Genomic DNA, 16,721 nt, shown 5'->3' on the forward strand with positions numbered 1-16,721 from the left:
GCGTAAGACGACGACTTTTCTATCACCCTATTTATTCAGGAGAAAAGAAATGACTACGACTCCCACCCAGCAGCTTTCCGACGCCGGCGTGTCCATCTGGCTTGACGACCTTTCCCGGGAACGCCTTTCCAGCGGCAGCCTGCGCAAGCTCATCGAAGAGAAGAACGTCGTTGGTGTCACCACCAACCCGTCCATCTTCCACGCCGCCATCACGGCCGGCAGCGACTACGACGCCGTGATTGCCGAAGAGGCCGCAAAGGGCGCGTCCGTTGAAGAGACTGTCTTCGAGATCACCACCCGCGACGTCGCCGATGCCTGCGACCTCTTCGCCCCGGTCGCCGCGGCGAGCAAGGGCGTGGACGGCCGTGTCTCCATCGAGGTGGACCCCCGCCTGGCGTGGGACACCGAAGGCACTATCGCCGAGGCCAAGCACCTGTACAAGAAGGTCGACAAGGACAACGTCCACATCAAGATCCCGGCAACCCTGGAAGGTCTCGCGGCCATCACGGCAACCCTGGCCGAGGGCATCAGCGTCAACGTGACCCTGATCTTCTCCCTGGAGCGGTACCGCGCCGTCATCAACGCTTTCCAGTCCGGCCTTGAGCTGGCCAAGGAGAACGGCCACGACCTCTCCACGATCCACTCCGTGGCGTCCTTCTTCGTTTCCCGCGTGGATACCGAGATCGACAAGCGCCTGGACGCCATCGGCACCCTTCAGGCCGCGTCCCTCAAAGGAATGGCCGGTGTTGCGAACGCCCGCCTCGCCTACCAGGTCTACGAAGAGCTGTTCTCCACCGGGCGCTGGGCAGTCCTGGCCGAGGCCGGCGCGCTGCCGCAGCGTCCGCTGTGGGCCTCCACCGGCGTCAAGGATCCGGCCTACCCGGACACCATGTATGTCACCGAACTCGTTGCCTCCGGCGTGGTGAACACCATGCCGGAGAAGACCCTTGACGCCACGTTTGATCACGGCGTGGTCACCGGTGACACTGTCACGTGGACCTATGAGGAAGCAGACGGCGTCCTCAACGCACTGGAGGGCCTGGGCATTTCCTACAACGATGTCGTCGCGGTCCTCGAGTCCGAGGGCCTGGACAAGTTCGTCGCCAGCTGGAAGGAACTGCTCGCCGACGTCGAGCGCGCCCTGGAACGTAGTCCCTCCGCCTAGACCCGATCCGGCAACCAGCAGTTGAAAGGCCGCCTGAACGGATGCTGCTCGTTCAGGCAAGGACGCCTCGCCATCCCCGTGGTTTCTTAAGGAAGCAGCTCACTTGAAAGGTGTTTCGTATGACCTCCCGACTGAGGCAAGACGCCCTGGAACATTTCCCCGAGAGCGTAGGTACGCCGGCCTACGATCGCTCCGTGCTGACGGCCGGTATCGTCCACTTCGGCGTCGGCGGGTTCCACCGCGCCCATCAGGCAATGTACCTGGACCGTCTCATGAACAGCGGTCATGCGTTCGACTGGGCAATTTGCGGGGTCGGAGTGCTGCCCTCGGACGCCCGGATGAAAAAGGTGATGGACGACCAGGACTGCCTCTACACTCTGGTGCTGAAGAACCCCGACGGCACCCGGGAAGCACGGGTCATCGGCTCCATCATCGAATACCTTTTCGCTCCCGATGACCCAGAAGCGGTCATCGAAAAGATGGCCTCCGAAGAAGTGCGGATCGTCTCGCTCACCGTCACCGAAGGCGGCTACAACGTCCACCACGTTACCGGCGAATTCAACCGTGAAAACCCCGACGTCGTCCACGACCTCCTGCCCGGAGTTGCTCCACAGACTGTCTTCGGGCTGGTCACCGAAGCGCTCTCGCGGCGGCGGGCGCGCGGTTTGGCACCCTTCACGGTAATGTCCTGCGACAACATCCAGGGCAATGGCGACGTCGCGCGCAAGATGTTCACCTCTTTTGCCTCGCTCAAGGACCCTGAGCTGGGTGCCTGGATCGAAGAACATGTCCCGTTCCCGAACAGCATGGTTGACAGGATCACGCCTGTCACGAGCGACGAAGACCGCCTGGCCATCGGCGAAGAATTCGGGGTAGACGACGCGTGGCCTGTGGTCTGCGAGCCATTCGAACAATGGGTCCTGGAAGATCACTTCAGCCTCGGACGCCCACCGTTCGAAAAGGCCGGAGTGCAACTAGTGAAAGACGTGGAGCCCTACGAGCTCATGAAACTCCGTCTCTTGAACGCCGGGCACCAGGCGCTGTGCTTTTTCGGCTACCTTGCCGGCTACCGCTACGCCCACGAAGTATGCCAAGACCCCCTCTTCGCACAATTCGTCCTTGACTACATGGACAAAGAGGCGACGCCTACCCTGGAACCGGTCCCCGGAATCGACCTTCACCGCTACAAGCGAACGCTCATCGAACGCTTTTCCAACGAGAACGTCCGGGACACCCTGGCCCGCCTGTGCGCTGAAAGCTCAGACCGAATCCCGAAGTTCCTGCTTCCCGTGGTGCTGACGAACCTCGAAAACGGCGGGGACATCAGCCGCTCCGCAGCCATAGTGGCCAGCTGGGCTCGATATGACGAAGGAACCGATGAGCAAGGCCAAGCCATCGACGTCGTGGACCGCTTGAAGGAAACCCTGATGGCAGCCGCAGCAAGACAGCGCCAGGACCCGCTTGCCTTCATCAGGGACCGGGAAGTCTTCGGCGATCTCGCAGACAACGAGTACTTCGTGAAGGCCTATGTCGCAGCACTCGAGAAGCTCCACGACGTCGGAGCCAGGGCAACGCTCGAAACGCTAGCGGACACTCCATAGGTGCGACCCCGCGTTCTTCCTCGGGCCCGGGACCCCACCAGGGAATCAGGAGATCGTCGTAGTCTTCGGCACTGTTACCGACCGGGCAGCTGTCTCGGGTCCACCGCGCGGACCTGTCTCGGCTTTCCGACACCTAGATAACTCACGACCGCTACGCATGGGAGCGGTAGACCGCTTTGGCCGGCTGTTCTGGCTCGCTCAGACTGCGCGTCCGGGGGTGAGGATGGCGTGCGGGTCGAGCAGGGCTTTGATCTCGCGTTGCAACGATCGCGTCGCTGGGTCGTATTGAGCGTCCAGGTGATGGAGTTTCAGGGAGCCGATTCCGTGTTCGCCCGAGATCACTCCGCCCATGGCCAGGGCGGCCTGGGTGATGGCGCCCAGCAAGTCCTCTGCTATTTCGAGAGCACGTTCATCACCATTGGGAACGACGACGGCGGGGTGAAGGTTTCCGTCGCCGGCATGCGCGAAGGTGTTCACTTGCATACCGAAGGCTTGCGACAGGCTTTCGATCTTGCCGAGGATGTCGGCAAGTCGGGTGATGGGGACCGCAACGTCGCACGAGGCCGTAAGGCCGCTCGCGCTCAGTGCGGGATTGACGCGTTTCCTGGTCCGCAGGAGGTTTTCCGCCCGGGGCCCGGTCACTGTTTCGGCATCATGTTGCCGGCACACCGCGAGCAGGGCGGAGGCGTATTCGGCTGCGTGAGGATCGGCGTATTCGCCGACGATGACGGCCGCGCCCGCAGGCGTGTCCTCATCGGGGAAATGTTGGGCGACCAACCCGATGGTGTTTGAATCCATCAATTCCAGCGATTCAGGTCTTGGACACCGGCTCAGGACCGCGGCGACGGCCCTGCCGGCGTCGCCGAGGTCGGAAAACGCCGCGGCGAAAGCAACCGGGTGGCCCGCTGGTCTGGGATCCAGACGGACAACGGCCTCGGTAATGATACCGAGGGTACCTTCCGAGCCGACGAACAGGCCGGTGAGGTTGTATCCCGTACTGTTCTTCACGGTCCGGGACCCTGTTCGGACAATCCGCCCGTCGGCAAGTACGACTTCAAGTGCCATGACGACGTCGGCGGTGACACCGTGGGCCAGGCACCGTGGACCTCCGGCGTTGGTGGCGATGTTTCCTCCGATGGTGCTCCATTCGGAACTGACCGGGTCCGGGGCATACATCAGTCCGTACGGCCGGGCCGCATCGTCAAGGTGGGAGGTGACGACGCCGGCACCGACCGTAGCCGTCAGGTTCTCGGCGTCGATGTCCAGACGGGTCAGCGCCGCCAAGGACACCACGATGCCTCCGCGGTAAGCGACGGCCCCACCGCTTAAACCGGTCCCCGCCCCCCGAACGGAGACCGGGACGCCGTGATCGTTGGCCCACTTCAGCGTTTCAGCCACCTCTTCCACTGACGCTGGTACGACGACCGCAGCGGGCAGGCCCTGCGGCACTGCGCGGGACGAGTCGCGCGCGTGTGCCTGCAGCGTGGGCCTGTCCGTGTGAACGGTTGTCAGGCCGGCCAAAAAGGCGAGGTCACCGGTCGTGACAGCATACGGAGTTTGCTGGGAAGTGGTCATTGTGCTGTGTATCCTCCGTCGACGGGGATGGAAATGCCGGTGATGTATCGGGCGTCGAGGGATGCCAAGTAGGACACGGCGGCAGCGACGTCCTCGGTTGTTGCGAGCCGGCCCAGGGGCACGGAGTCGACGACGGCGTTGAGCGCTTGACCGGGGTCGGGCTGGTCCGAGAGCCAGTCATCGATCAACGGGGTGCTCGTCATCCCCGGGGCGACCGCGTTGACCCGGATGTTGGAGGGGGCAAGCTCGATGGCGGCGGCGCGGGTGTAGGCCAGCAGGGCTCCCTTGGAGGCGCTGTAGGTGGACAGGGTGGCGACGCCGATCGTTGCCAGGCGGGAGATCATGTTCACGATCGTGCCCTCGTGCTGTGCTGCCATGACGCGCGCCGCGGCCGAGGTCATGGCCATGGCGGCGAAGGTGTTGACTTCGAACACCGCGGCGATTTCCTCCAGTGGGGTTTCCTGGATTGTTCCGGCGTGGCGGCGGCCGGCGTTGTTGACGAGCACGTCCAACCTGCCGAACCGTGCGATGACATCGTCGACGATTTTCGCCGGGGCCCCTGGTTCGGTGAGGTCGTACTTGAGGAAGAGGAGGTTCGGATCCGTGGCGTCCAGCCCGGGCGGTGCGGTCCTTCCGGTGATCGCTACGCGGAGGCCATCGGCGCGCAGACGAGCGGCAATCGCGGCACCGATTCCGGACGTACCCCCGGTGACAAGAGCGACACGCAAGCCACCGGCATTACCGGTGGTTTCCCCTGCAGCAGGGTCATTGAACAAGCTCATGACGCCTGCAGCTCCTTGGCCGTTGCCAGCGCCACCGAGCTGACGGCAGCCGCGAGCTCATCCACTCTGCCGGCCGGTAGGCCGGCGATGTTCACCCGTCCACCGTCGGTTGCGTAGATGGCGAACTCGTCGCGGAGCTTCGCCATCTCCCGGGGTCCAAAGGGGAGCGTGGTGAACATGCCCAGGTGGTTGCGCAGGGCCTGCCATTCGGGCCGTTCACCTATCCGTGGGTCAAGGCGGTCAAGGAACGTTGCACGTAGGGTGTTCAGGCGGACGCGCATCGAGTCCAGTTCGGCGGCCCATTCGGCCCGGAGTTCGGCGTCACCGAGGATCTCAGCGACGATTGCAGCACCGTGGTGCGGAGGCTGGGAATACTCGGCACGAGCAATACCTTCAAGGGTTCCGTGCGCAGTCCCGACATCGGCAGGGTCGGAGAGGACCAAGGCTGCCCCGACGCGGTCGTTGTACAGCCCGAACGCTTTGGCGCCGCTGACGGCGATGAGTGTCTCCGGTACACGTTCGGCGAGGTATCGCAGCCCGGCGAGGTCTTCGTCGAGCCCCTTGCCGAGTCCGTAGTAGGCGACGTCAATGAACGGAACCACCCCCGCGACGAGTACCGCCTCAGTGATTGCCGCCCAGTCCGCGGCTTCCAGATCCGTGCCCGTCGGGTTGTGGCAGCAGCCCTGTATCAGGAGCAAGTCACCGCGGCGGGCGCGCCCCACGGCGTCGAGGATCGCCTGAAGCGAGGGCCGCTTTGCATCGTCCAGGAACGGAAATGCGATGACCTCAAGACCTGCGGTACGGAAGACCTGTTCGTGGTTCACATAGGTGGGGGAGCCGACGAGGATGCGGGCGCCGGGCCGGGATACGACGGCAAGCCTGGCCAGAATGTGCAAGGCACCGGTCCCGCCGACGGCCTGTACTGCCGTCGTGCGTCCTTGGCCCGTGGTGCCGAGCACAAGCCGGGCCATCTGCGTGGAGAACACCGGGTCGCCGGAGAAGCCGACGTACGCCTTTGAATCACTGCGATCGGCAAGGCGGCGCTCCGCCGACGCCACGGCACGCATGACGGGGGTTGCGCCGTCATCGTCCCGGTAGACCCCGACAACGAGATCGAGGCGGCCGGGCCGCGGATCAGTCCGGCAGGCGTGGGCGATTGCCCAGAGCGGGTCGGGAATGGGGACGGGAAGCTGGCTGAGCAAGGTTCTCCTCGGGAGTGTGTGCTGGTGGATCGGTTTGGTTGTTGCCGGGGCGAGAGCCCGGGCCCGCGGCTTCATGATGAGCCGCCGTCAAAGCTGGGCGAAGTGGCCATTGTGCCGTGTCTCCGAGCACGGTCTTTGAAGAAGTTCATGACGCCTGCAGCTTTTGGATCCGCCGACGGGCACCGAGTGCTCCGCCAATGGAGATCAGCGCGATCACGAACAACAGAAGGGCGATGGGCCAGGCCTGCGAACCGGAGGCCAACAGCAAAGCCGTGGCGACCAACGGGACGAATCCGCCGACGAATCCGGCAATGTTGTAGCCGAGCGCGACGCCGCTGTACCGGATGTCGGCGCTGAACAGCATCGGCAGGATCACGCCGGTGACGGAGTAGGTGACCGCGATCGGCTGGATGATCACCACGATTGCCAGGATGGCAAGGGCCGGTATCCCCGAAGCGAGGGCGAAAACGGCGGGGACTGCAAGGATTCCTGCGACGATACATCCGAAGAGCGCAATCTTGATGGGGGCGATCCGATCGGCGAGGCGTCCGGTTACGATGACTGTGACGATCTGCAGGGCGGCCGCCGACAGAGTGGCCGTGAGCATGGTGCTGGAGCTTAGTCCGACCGTTCCGGTTCCGTAGCTGATCGCGAAGGTGGTGACGAGGAAGAACCCGCCGATGGAGATGAACGCCAGCGCTGCAGCGGTCATCATTGCACCGGGGGCGGTACGGAGCACTTTGAGCGCGGGAGCCTTCGCGATCTCATCGTGGGCGGCCACTTGTTTGAAGGCGGGAGACTCCTCCACGAGCGCGCGAACCCAGAGTGCGACGGCTAGCAAGGGGAATGCGGCCAGGAACGGGATGCGCCAACCCCACGCGCTGAAGGTCTGGGCCGGCAGCAGGCCCAAGGCCAGGAAGGCGCCTGAGCTAATGATGTTGCCGATCGGGGACCCGAGCTGCGGAAGGCTGGCGTATCGGCCCTCCTTGCCTTTAGGGGCGTGTTCGGAGGCGAGAATGACCGCCCCTGCCCATTCGCCGCCGAAGGAGATGCCCTGAACGAAACGGAGACTGACAAGCATGATCGGGGCCCAGACGCCGATGGTCAGGTAATTCGGGATAAGGCCAATCGCACCCGTTGAAATGCCGATCAGCAGCAGGGTAATGATCAGGGTGCGGCGCCGGCCGATCGTGTCACCCAGATGGCCGAACACGACCGCGCCGAGAGGCCGGGCGGCGAAACCGACAGCGAAAGTTGCGAACGCCGCCATGGAAGAGACAAGCGGATTCTGGCCAGCGAAGTACTGGCTGTTGAAGACCAGCGCTGCGGCTGTGCCGTAGAGGAAGAAGTCATAGTGCTCAAGTGCTGTACCGACGACCACTGCCGTGCGTACCATGCGGGGCTTGGTACGCGCTGGGGGTCGTTGGCCGGCATCCTTGTTGGTTTCGATGCTCATGGCATTCCTTCGGAGTGAGTTGGGAGTGGGGATTAGAGCTCGTCGACACGGTGGGTAAAAGCGCCGCCCACGATGGTCGCAAGCACGGGGATGGAGTGGATTTCCGGCACGTTGACTTCGGCAGGGTGTGCCTCCAGGACGACCATGTCGGCCAACTGGCCCTCGATCAACCGTCCCTTGTGCCGCTGTTGGCCGGTGACGCGGCTGGAGCCCTCGGTGGCGGCCCTTACCGCTTGCTCGGCGGTGATGCTTTCGTTGGGCCCGTAGGGCAGCCCGTCTTCGGTGATCCGTTCGATAAAGGACTGGATGCCGGCCAGGGGCGCGCCGGGGGCTACGGGGCGGTCGGAACTGAAGGCGAGCGGAATCCCTGCTTCGAGGAAACTCCGGCCCCGATGGGACCACTCGCTGCGTTCCTGGCCGACGGCCCGGCGCATTCCTTCGCCGAAGGTCCGGATGAAGCCGGGCTGGACGACGCAGGCAACCCCGAGCTTCGCGAGTCGATCCACCTGGTCCGGTCGAACGACGGCGCCGTGCTCCACACGGTTGGGCACGGGACGGGTTCCGTGGCGGGCGATGCCTTCTTCGATGACATCGAGGGCGAAGTCCAGTGCGGCATCCCCTACGGCGTGCAGTGCCAGGGACCAGCCGGCCGCGTATGCGGCCAGTACGCGCTCTCGCATGGTCTCGGCGTCTTCCTGGAGGTAGCCGTGGTTACCGGGGCATTCCTCGTAGTGGTCGCTCATTTGCGCCGTGCGTCCGAGGATCGACCCGTCGGTGAAGACCTTGACCGGCCCAAACTGCAGCCAGTCGTCACCCCAGCCTGTGCGGACGCCCGTTCCCACGCCCCTTCGGGTCGGTTCATCCACATGGCCGGGAAGGATGTTCAGCGCGTCGATGGTGGGCATGACCTGCATCCGGGTCCGCAGCAACCCCTTCTCCCGTGCGTTTTGGTAGGCCGCGAGCTCGCCCGGGGCGTTCCCGATCCAACCTGCAGCGACCCCGGCATCGGTGACACTCGTCAGTCCTTCCCTCGCGTATTGGGCGGTGGCCAGGTCCAGGGCCTGCTCGATGTCGGAGATTGGGTAGGGCAGGAGGATGTCGCGGATGAGCGACATTGCACGCTCTTCCAGGACGCCGGTGGGGCGCCCTGAATCGTCGACGAGTATGCGACCGCCGTCGATCGGCGCATGGACGTGGTCCAGGAGGGCGGCGCGGGCGATGCCGGCGCCGTTGAGCTGGCAGGAGTGTCCGGAGGCGTGCTTGATCCATACCGGCCGGCCGCCCGTGACCTGATCGAGGATGTCCCGGTCAGGCAGGGCCCCGTGCAGTAGGACCGGGTTGAATCCGGAGGCCACGATCCATTCACCGGGATCCGTGGAGGCGGCCTTCTGGCCGAGGATGCGGTAGAGGTCATCAAGGGAGCCGACGGCGGACAGGTCGGTTTCCATCAGAGTCATGCCGAACCAGACGCTGTGCGCGTGGGCGTCATTGAAGCCCGGAAGCACCACACGGTTGTGGAGATCGACCCGTTCCAGGGCCAGCAGCCCGTTGACTTCGTCTCCGTATGCGGCGACGCGGCCGTTCAGTACAGCGATGGAGCCAACCACGGGCCGTGCGGGGTCTCCTGTATAGATTCTTGCGTTTTCCAGGATCAGGTCGACGATCATCGCCCAACGACTCCTTTGCCGGTGCTCTTTGTTAACCCCGAAAAAGGGATTGATTCAGATAAACATGGACAAGTGGACACGTTCAAGGTTCATCTAGCCCGGAAAGAGGGCGATTTGGTGTATATTTGCACATCTGAGACTTGGTGATGCCAGATTGGATAAGACCGATGACCCCTAACACGAGCGCCTTGCAGCACGACCCGGAATGGCTTGAGTTGATTGAGCTTCTTCGTGAACGCAAGCCCCTGCTCGTCGAGGACTTCAAGGCCAGGTTCGACGGCAACGTGATTTATTCCGGGAAAGTACCCCGCGACGAACTGGACGCGCTGGTCGCCTCGACGATGGAGATGTACCTGATCCTCCTGTCCGGCCAGCCGCTGGACCCCGAGCTGCAGCAACTGCCCGCCGAACTCGGCCGTCGCCGCGCCCGGCAAGGAGTTCCCGCCGAGCAGCTTCTGGAAGGAGTCCGCACCAACTCCCGCGTGATCTGGAACGCGCTGCGCCAGATCGCCAGCAGCGAGGCCGCCGCATGCTTGGTACGAAACACGGATGCCGTGCTCAGCCTCGTTGAATGGCATGTGCGCGAGGTGCAACGTTCGTACCTTCGCGAGCAGGAAGCCCTCCAGCGTTCCAGCGAGCGGCGCCGGCAGCGCGCAATCGCCCGGATATTCGACAGCCAGCGCCCCGATCGCGACGAACTCGTAACACTTTCCTCCGAACTGGGGATACCGCGCGAGGGACTGTTCGACGTCGTGGTCCAACTTGGTCCGCATGACGCCCACTGCACCCTCTGCGGCCGTTTCGGCAGAGGCGTGTATGTTCATGAAATGCCGGGGGGAACGTGCCACTTCCGCGTCGCCGGAGATGATGACCTGCTCGCCGAACTTAAGGGTGTGCGCGCAGCAGTCCTCCGGCAGATCCGCGGGACCAGCCGCATTCAGGACGCAAACCAGGCCGGCTTGTCAATCGTCCGCACGCGGACCGGTCTTGCTCCCGAACCGGTAACCATTGGAGACGGTTGGCCGGCAGTGGCGTGGAAGGCACTCAGCGACGCGTTGCCCGCGGACCTGCTTCCGGTGGATCTCGCTGCCTTGCGCGCGATTCACGCGGAGACGCGCAACCGGCTTGTGGAAACAGTGACGACATACCTGGCTACCGGTTCGATCAAGGAAACTGCGGATCTGCTGTTCTGCCACCGGAACACCATCGTGAAGCGTTTGGCAGCGTTTGAGGATCTCGTGGGGATCGACCTGAGCATACCCAGACAGGCCGCACTTGCGGTGCTCGCCCTGGCTGCTCCTCTATCGGAATAGGATTCGCCTGTGCTCGACCTTCACCGTCTAATCCTTCTGCGCGAACTAAAACTCCGCGGCAGCATGACCGCAGTCGCGCGGGAGCTTTCCTACAGCCATTCCGCGATCTCCCAGCAACTGGCGCTGCTCGAGAAGGAGTCAGGCGCCGTTCTGCTGGAACGCGTCGGTCGCAACGTCCAGCTCACACCTGCGGGCGAAGAGCTGGTGCGGAACACCGAATCAATCATGGCCGCCGTCGAACGCGCCGAGTCGGATCTGGCATCCTTCCATGGACGCCCTCATGGGGTAGTGCGCGTGGCTGCGTTCGCGACCATCAGCCGCAGCGTAATGCCCACGGTTCTGGCCGCCCTCGCAAGGGACTTCCCAGGACTTGACGTGCGGTTGCAGTTGGCGGATCCGGAAGTTGCTGCTGTCAGGCTCACCTCACGTCAGGTGGACGTCGTGATCACCGACGCCTATCCAGGCACCAAGGAAGTCGCCTCGGGCGGAGTTCACATCACGACCCTGGGCAGCGACGCCGTGCGCGGCTACCTCCCCGATCCCTCGATGGACGGCGATCTTGAACAGGTCCGGAACATCCCCTGGGTGATGGAGCCGCCGACGGCCGCCTCGACCCAGTGGGCCCTGCGCGTCTGCCGCGAACGGGGTTTCGAACCGATTGTCGCCCACGAATCCAGCGACTTGCTGTTCCACCTCCGGATGGTCGAGAAGGGCATCGCCGCGGCTTTCCTCCCCGACATGGTGCTGCGCGAAACCGGCAGCACCATGTCGCCGAGCTCGTGGCTGCCCATGGACCAGCACCGCAACATTCACTTCCTGGTGCGCGAAGGTTCAGAAACGCGGCCAACCCTGCTCGCCATCCGGACCGCGGTGCAGGAAGCCTTCACGAGCACCGAACACTAGCTGCGGGCGCTCATCCCGGACCGGCGCCGTGAGCAGGGTTCAGCGCTACTGTGCGAGGTAGCCGCCGTCGACGGGCAGTGAGATCCCCGTAATGTATGCGGCAGCCGGACTGGCCAGATATGACACCGCGGCGGCCACATCCGCCGTTGATGCCACGCGACCCAATGGGATTGCGTTGGCCACACGGCGTTCCGTCGCCTCGGGGTCCGGATGGGAATTGAGCCACTCGTCGTAAAGCGGCGTCCGCGTCATGCCGGGCGCGACGGCGTTGACCCGGATGTCGTAGGGTGCCAGTTCAACGGCCGCCGCCGTCGTCAGCGCCAGCATCGCCCCCTTGCTTGCACTGTAGATCGACATCGTCGGAACTCCGATGCTCGCAAGGCGTGAGGTGATGTTGATGATCGCGCCCCCGTTGCCGAGATCGCGCATGGCCCGTCCTGCAGCCTGAAGGCAGGCGATGGCGGCAAAGGTGTTGGTTACGAAGGTGCGGCGGATTTCGTTCATGGGGACATCGAGAAGCGGCCCGGTATGGTCAACGGCGGCGTTGTTGACCAGCACATCCAGACGTCCGGCCACCTCAAGTGCCGCGGCGACAAGCCTGTCCGGGCCCTGAGCGTCTGTAAGATCTTCCTGGATGAAGTGCGCGCCGGTGCCGAGCTCCTGAACCATGGCCTGGCCGCGTTCCGTCGACCGGCCGTTCACCACTACTATCAACCCGTCGGCGATCAGGCGGCGTGCGATCTCGGTTCCGATGCCGGAGGTCGCGCCGGTCACCAGGGCTACTCTGTGTGTCTGTTCCATGTGCGTCACTTCCTGTGCCCGGCTCTTTCATCCAAGGCCATTCGTAGCCGCTCGATTCCCACGCGGATGCGAGCCGGGGTTGATGTCGCAAAGCATAGACGCAGGGCGTTGCGGAATGCTCCGGAGTTCGAGAATGCCGGACCGGGAATGAAGGCCACTCCGTGACGCAGGGCGGTGGGGAACAGTGATTCGGTGTCGACGTCGGCGTATTTGCCTCGCAGGGTGAGCCACAGGAAGAAGCCCCCCTCGGGGTCCGTGGACTCGATATCGTTGCCGAGGATCTCGGAAAGGGATTGACGCATCGCGGTTTTTCGTTCGCGGTACACCTCGCGGAGGTCTGAGATGTGGGAATCCAGGCTGCCCTCGGCCAGGTAGTCCCCGATGACGTGTTGCATGGGGACGCCGGTACAGGTGTCCATGGATTGCTTCGCGTTGACGGCAAGCTGGCGGAGCGACGGGTCGAGGTCCATCCAGCCCACCCGCAGGCCGGGTGCCAGGATTTTTTGAGAACGTCCGCACCTGGATGATCCGTGGATTTCCGGGGCTGAGGCGGGCGAAACTGGGGACGTCCCGACCTTCGAACCGGAGTGATCCGTACGGGTCGTCGTCGATGATGACGGCGTTCCACGCTTCGGCGAGGTCCAGCAGCATGCGCCGCCGTGACTCGGAGAGGGTCGTTCCGGAGGGATTCTGGAAGTTGGGGATGGTGTAGATCGCTTTCGGCGTTTGTCCCGCACGGGCAACCAATTCAGGAAGCGCCTCGACGATGAGTCCCTGGTCGTCGATCGGCGCTTCAAGCACACGAGCCTGGTAGCTCAGCGCAGTGCCTATACCGTTCGTATACGTCGGCGCCTCGACGATGACGGCGTCTCCGGGGTCGATGAAGAGCTTGAACGCAACATCCAGGCCCTGCATTCCGCCGGTCGTGATGAGAAGGCGGCCGCCATCCGCGAACTCACCCTGACGTTCCAGGTACGCTTCCAGTTGCGCAGTGAGCTTTGGTTCGCCTTCAGTGGCCCCGTAGTCGAAGCGGCCATGGTCACGGGATGCGCTCAAGCGGCTGAAATCTTCTTCGGGGATGAGATCGGCGTTCGGTGCGCCCATCGCAAAGCGGACGATGTCATGACGCTGGCCGGCCAGGAGCGAGGTCGAGGAGTCGATGATCGAGCCTTTGAGCTGACCGGCGCGGGCCGCGAGTCGTGGTGTTTGCAGTTCAGCGACTGCGGGAGTGGTCATGGCGGGGGCCTCTCATTGTGATTGTGGTCGTTTCATCACGACGGCTGGTCGGCAGTCATCGGGATCGATGCCGTCCGCCGGGACGTGAACGGTCTCGTTCACGTCCCGGCGAGTGGTGCTTCAGCGGATTTCATCGCCTTTCAGCGGGCGGTTGGCAACGACCGGGGCGCTGCCGGTGAAGCCTGCGCGCGTCTGGGCGATCTCACGGATCTGCTTTCGGCACAGGTACCAGCCGACCACTATGAGGGCGCAGGCGACCGCCGTGACGAGCATGGTCAGCGGAGAGTCGATGAACACCATGACAAGCACGCCCAGCAGGAACAGCAGGGCCAGGTAGCCGGTGTAGGGGGCTCCGAACATCCGGAAGGATGGGCGCTTGACCCAGCCCTTGTCGGCCCATCGCTTGAGCTGCAGCTGGCAAATCACGATCGTGGCCCACGTGACGATGATGCCGACGGCAGCGACGTTCAGGACGATCTCGAAGGCGTCTGCCGGGACCAGGTAGTTCAGCGGGACACCGAGCAGGGAGACGCCGGCGGTGATGGCGATGCCGCCGTAGGGGACGCCGGCCCTGTTCATGCGCTGGGCGAACTTCGGAGCCGAGCCGGCAACGGACATGGAGCGCAGGATGCGGCCGGTGGAGTAGAGTCCGGCGTTCAGGGAGGACAGGGCAGCGGTGAGGACCACGAGGTTCATGATCACGTCCACACCCTGGACGCCGATGGAACCGAAGAACGTCACGAACGGACTGACGCCCTTGACGTAGGAGGTGTAGGGCATGAGCAGGGCGAGCAGGATCACGGAGCCGACGTAGAAGACCGCGATACGGAAGACCACGGAGTTGATGGCCTTGGGCATGATCTTTTCCGGGTTCTTCGTTTCGCCGGCCGCGGTGCCGACGAGTTCGATTCCAGCGTAGGCGAACAGCACGCCCTGCATGAGGATGATCATGGGCAGGATCCCGGTGGGGAAGATCCCGCCGTGCTCCGTGAGGAGGCTGAAGCCGACTTCATGGCCTTGTACCGGCGTGCCGAAGATGACGAAGTACGTGCCGATGACCAGGAACGAAACCAGGGCCGCCACCTTGACCAGGGCGAACCAGAATTCCATCTCGCCGAACACCTTGACGGAGACGAGGTTCAAGCCCAGGACCACGACGAGCGCAGTGAGCGCCCAGGCCCACTGGGGCACAGCGCCGATCCAGGCAACGTATTTTCCGAAGAAATTCATGTAGAGGGCAGCGGCGGTGATATCCACGATCGTGGTGGTAGCCCAGGCTATCCAGTAGAACCAGCCCGAGACAAACGCTGCCTTCTCACCGTAGAACTCGCGGGCGTAGGAGACGAAGGATCCCGACGACGGGCGGTGCAGCACCAGCTCACCCAATGCACGAAGAATGAGGAAGGCCACAAAACCACAGATGGCGTAAGCGAAGACCAGGGACGGCCCGGCCGCGTTGAGCCGCCCGCCGGCGCCCAGGAACAGACCGGTACCGATGGCACCGCCCATCGCGATCATCTGGATCTGGCGGGGCCTGAGGTTCTTCTTGTAACCCGCGTCCTCAGCGTGCAGCAGTTGCCCGGCTCCTGGTTTTCGGGCGGGGACGGCGTGGTCCGTGATGGGTTGATTGCTCATGGGGGTCCTTTGGGGCTTGCGTGTGGTTGGGGTTTGTTTGCTCAGGTAGTAAAGCCCTTCCGGCCCAAACAAACGGTCTAGCTGTGCGGCAGCGGGCGATCTTCTTTGAGCACCTGGTCTAGGATTCCGTGGCCGAAACGGAGCAATGTGTGTTGTAGGCCGGTTAGAGCGGTTGGGCCGGAACTGACCGACTGCGGTAGAGCGTCACCGACTGTCGAATACGATAGGGCGCAACTACAACCCAGATAAAGAGGGTAAACCTTGTTCGCACCCTTAAGCAAAACTGAATGATCGAACCCCCGACGTCGGAATTCTGGAGGTCCCGTGCTTGATGTCAAGCGCCTTGCACTTCTGCGTGAACTGGAACTGCGCGGAAGCATCGCGGCCACATCCCGCGTTCTAGGCATCAGCTCCTCTGCCATTTCGCAGCAGCTGACCAAACTTGAGGCAGAGGTCGGAATCGCTCTCCTGGAACAAGTCGGCCGCAACGTCAGGCTGACGCCATCGGCGCAGCAGCTGGTGCGCGCGGTCGAGGATGTCGTCACGATCCTGGAGCAGGCTGAAGCCGACCTCGAGTCCAGGCGCAGCCAGATGCAAGGCGTAGTTCGCTTTGCCGGCTTCAGCACGTTCACACGCCGATATCTGCCGGAGGTGCTCCGGCGAATGGCGCGCGCCCACCCCGACGTCGTCATCGAATTCACGCAGCTGGAGCCCGTGGAAGCCCTTGACGCTGTTGCCAGCAGACGTGCTGACATCGCCGTCATTGACGAGTTTCCCCATACTCCACGGAGAGCCGATCCGGGGCTTGTGCGCACCCTTCTCATGCGCGACAGCATCGCCGTCTACACACCTCGTCCTGTCTCGAGCGTCGAGGAGCTCGCTGCCCTGCCCTGGGCGTTCGAGCCGGCCGGCAGTGACGCTTCCATCTGGGCCAGGCGCACCTGCCGCGAACTCGGTTTCGAGCCGACCGTCCTCTACGATTCCCCCGACCCCCGGGTCCACTACGAACTTGTCATGGCCGGGCTCTCGGCCGCCTTCCTGCCGCGCATGGTGTTGGACCATCCGAGCATGCCGTCGGAGCCGGTGGAGCAATGGAAGTCTTTGCCGCAAAGCCTGGAGCAGGAGATGCACCGAAATGTCTATGCGGTGATCCGCCGCGGCGGCCAGGCAAGGCCGGCGTTCGCCAGCTTCCTCCAGATCCTCCACGACGTGGCTGCCGAGTAGGTCCACCCACCGGAGCTGTTCTCCGATTCAGGCAGGAAGCCCATACTGGCCATACCTGTAAGGATTACTTACAGGTATATGTCTGAAATGTTCGCTTTTCATAACCAAATGAGACTCCTACTGTGGTCATACACCACCGGGCGCCGCGACAACGCGCAAGA

12 protein-coding genes and 1 pseudogene are annotated in these 16,721 nt (G+C 63.6%); 5 read left to right on the plus strand and 8 right to left on the minus strand.

Going from position 1 to position 16,721, the window contains the following annotated elements:
* Positions 1 to 49 precede the first annotated feature (49 nt).
* Complete coding sequence (gene tal / locus ACFVTG_RS12670) at positions 50 to 1,165, plus strand: transaldolase (protein ID WP_390280876.1); 1,116 nt, start codon at positions 50 to 52, stop codon at positions 1,163 to 1,165.
* A gap of 119 nt (positions 1,166 to 1,284) precedes the next feature.
* Positions 1,285 to 2,766 carry a mannitol dehydrogenase family protein gene (locus tag ACFVTG_RS12675; protein WP_390280878.1) on the plus strand — a complete coding sequence of 494 codons (1,482 nt, stop codon included), beginning with the start codon at positions 1,285 to 1,287 and terminating at the stop codon, positions 2,764 to 2,766.
* A gap of 198 nt (positions 2,767 to 2,964) precedes the next feature.
* On the opposite strand, the gene ACFVTG_RS12680 is transcribed toward ACFVTG_RS12675, so the two are convergent.
* The 5 genes from ACFVTG_RS12680 to ACFVTG_RS12700 all read right to left on the minus strand — a co-directional run bounded on the left by ACFVTG_RS12680 (position 2,965) and on the right by ACFVTG_RS12700 (position 9,448).
* The gene (locus ACFVTG_RS12680; RefSeq protein WP_390280880.1) at positions 2,965 to 4,341 is read right to left on the minus strand and encodes an FAD-binding oxidoreductase; all 1,377 of its coding nucleotides are present in this window, start codon (positions 4,339 to 4,341) and stop codon (positions 2,965 to 2,967) included.
* On the minus strand, positions 4,338 to 5,123 hold the full coding sequence (locus tag ACFVTG_RS12685) for an SDR family NAD(P)-dependent oxidoreductase (RefSeq protein ID WP_390280882.1): 786 nt from the start codon (positions 5,121 to 5,123) through the stop codon (positions 4,338 to 4,340). The genes ACFVTG_RS12680 and ACFVTG_RS12685 overlap by 4 nt, the downstream gene beginning before the upstream one ends.
* Positions 5,120 to 6,325 (minus strand): aromatic amino acid transaminase, encoded by a 1,206-nt coding sequence (locus ACFVTG_RS12690; protein WP_390280884.1) that lies wholly within the window; start codon positions 6,323 to 6,325, stop codon positions 5,120 to 5,122. Before ACFVTG_RS12690 ends, ACFVTG_RS12685 begins: the two co-directional genes overlap by 4 nt.
* A 145-nt stretch (positions 6,326 to 6,470) precedes the next feature.
* The gene (locus ACFVTG_RS12695) at positions 6,471 to 7,781 is read right to left on the minus strand and encodes an MFS transporter (protein WP_390280886.1); all 1,311 of its coding nucleotides are present in this window, start codon (positions 7,779 to 7,781) and stop codon (positions 6,471 to 6,473) included.
* A gap of 32 nt (positions 7,782 to 7,813) precedes the next feature.
* Positions 7,814 to 9,448 (minus strand): amidohydrolase, encoded by a 1,635-nt coding sequence (locus ACFVTG_RS12700; RefSeq protein WP_390280888.1) that lies wholly within the window; start codon positions 9,446 to 9,448, stop codon positions 7,814 to 7,816.
* Between the two features lie 167 nt (positions 9,449 to 9,615).
* Between ACFVTG_RS12700 and ACFVTG_RS12705 the strand changes: the two genes are divergently transcribed.
* Positions 9,616 to 10,761: a helix-turn-helix domain-containing protein gene (locus tag ACFVTG_RS12705; RefSeq protein WP_390280890.1), complete on the plus strand. Its 1,146-nt coding sequence runs from the start codon at positions 9,616 to 9,618 to the stop codon at positions 10,759 to 10,761.
* Between the two features lie 9 nt (positions 10,762 to 10,770).
* The gene (locus tag ACFVTG_RS12710) at positions 10,771 to 11,664 is read left to right on the plus strand and encodes a LysR family transcriptional regulator (protein WP_390280892.1); all 894 of its coding nucleotides are present in this window, start codon (positions 10,771 to 10,773) and stop codon (positions 11,662 to 11,664) included.
* Positions 11,665 to 11,709: 45 nt separating this feature from the next.
* Here the strand turns inward: ACFVTG_RS12710 and ACFVTG_RS12715 are convergent, their stop codons facing one another.
* The 3 genes and pseudogenes from ACFVTG_RS12715 to ACFVTG_RS12725 form a co-directional block, all read right to left on the minus strand.
* Entirely contained in the window at positions 11,710 to 12,465 is a 756-nt protein-coding gene (locus tag ACFVTG_RS12715) for an SDR family NAD(P)-dependent oxidoreductase (RefSeq protein ID WP_390280894.1), read from the minus strand.
* 5 nt (positions 12,466 to 12,470) lie between these two features.
* Positions 12,471 to 13,701 (minus strand): annotated as a pseudogene (locus tag ACFVTG_RS12720) (PLP-dependent aminotransferase family protein).
* Positions 13,702 to 13,821: 120 nt separating this feature from the next.
* Positions 13,822 to 15,336 (minus strand): amino acid permease, encoded by a 1,515-nt coding sequence (locus ACFVTG_RS12725; protein WP_390280896.1) that lies wholly within the window; start codon positions 15,334 to 15,336, stop codon positions 13,822 to 13,824.
* Positions 15,337 to 15,660: 324 nt separating this feature from the next.
* On the opposite strand from ACFVTG_RS12725, the gene ACFVTG_RS12730 reads away from it, so the two are divergent.
* The gene (locus tag ACFVTG_RS12730; protein ID WP_390280898.1) at positions 15,661 to 16,560 is read left to right on the plus strand and encodes a LysR family transcriptional regulator; all 900 of its coding nucleotides are present in this window, start codon (positions 15,661 to 15,663) and stop codon (positions 16,558 to 16,560) included.
* Positions 16,561 to 16,721 lie beyond the last annotated feature (161 nt).

Origin of the sequence: Arthrobacter sp. NPDC058127, from assembly GCF_042884555.1 — a bacterium.
Lineage (GTDB): Bacteria > Actinomycetota > Actinomycetes > Actinomycetales > Micrococcaceae > Arthrobacter.

What these genes read in the sequence shown, in the direction of transcription:
- ACFVTG_RS12680 (WP_390280880.1), bottom strand. Translation starts at nt 4,341, where the DNA reads ATGACCACTTCCCAGCAAACTCCGTATGCTGTCACGACCGGTGACCTC.
- tal (WP_390280876.1), top strand. Translation starts at nt 50, where the DNA reads ATGACTACGACTCCCACCCAGCAGCTTTCCGACGCCGGCGTGTCCATC.
- ACFVTG_RS12685 (WP_390280882.1), bottom strand. Translation starts at nt 5,123, where the DNA reads ATGAGCTTGTTCAATGACCCTGCTGCAGGGGAAACCACCGGTAATGCC.
- ACFVTG_RS12695 (WP_390280886.1), bottom strand. Translation starts at nt 7,781, where the DNA reads ATGAGCATCGAAACCAACAAGGATGCCGGCCAACGACCCCCAGCGCGT.
- ACFVTG_RS12725 (WP_390280896.1), bottom strand. Translation starts at nt 15,336, where the DNA reads ATGAGCAATCAACCCATCACGGACCACGCCGTCCCCGCCCGAAAACCA.
- ACFVTG_RS12705 (WP_390280890.1), top strand. Translation starts at nt 9,616, where the DNA reads ATGACCCCTAACACGAGCGCCTTGCAGCACGACCCGGAATGGCTTGAG.
- ACFVTG_RS12700 (WP_390280888.1), bottom strand. Translation starts at nt 9,448, where the DNA reads ATGATCGTCGACCTGATCCTGGAAAACGCAAGAATCTATACAGGAGAC.
- ACFVTG_RS12715 (WP_390280894.1), bottom strand. Translation starts at nt 12,465, where the DNA reads ATGGAACAGACACACAGAGTAGCCCTGGTGACCGGCGCGACCTCCGGC.
- ACFVTG_RS12675 (WP_390280878.1), top strand. Translation starts at nt 1,285, where the DNA reads ATGACCTCCCGACTGAGGCAAGACGCCCTGGAACATTTCCCCGAGAGC.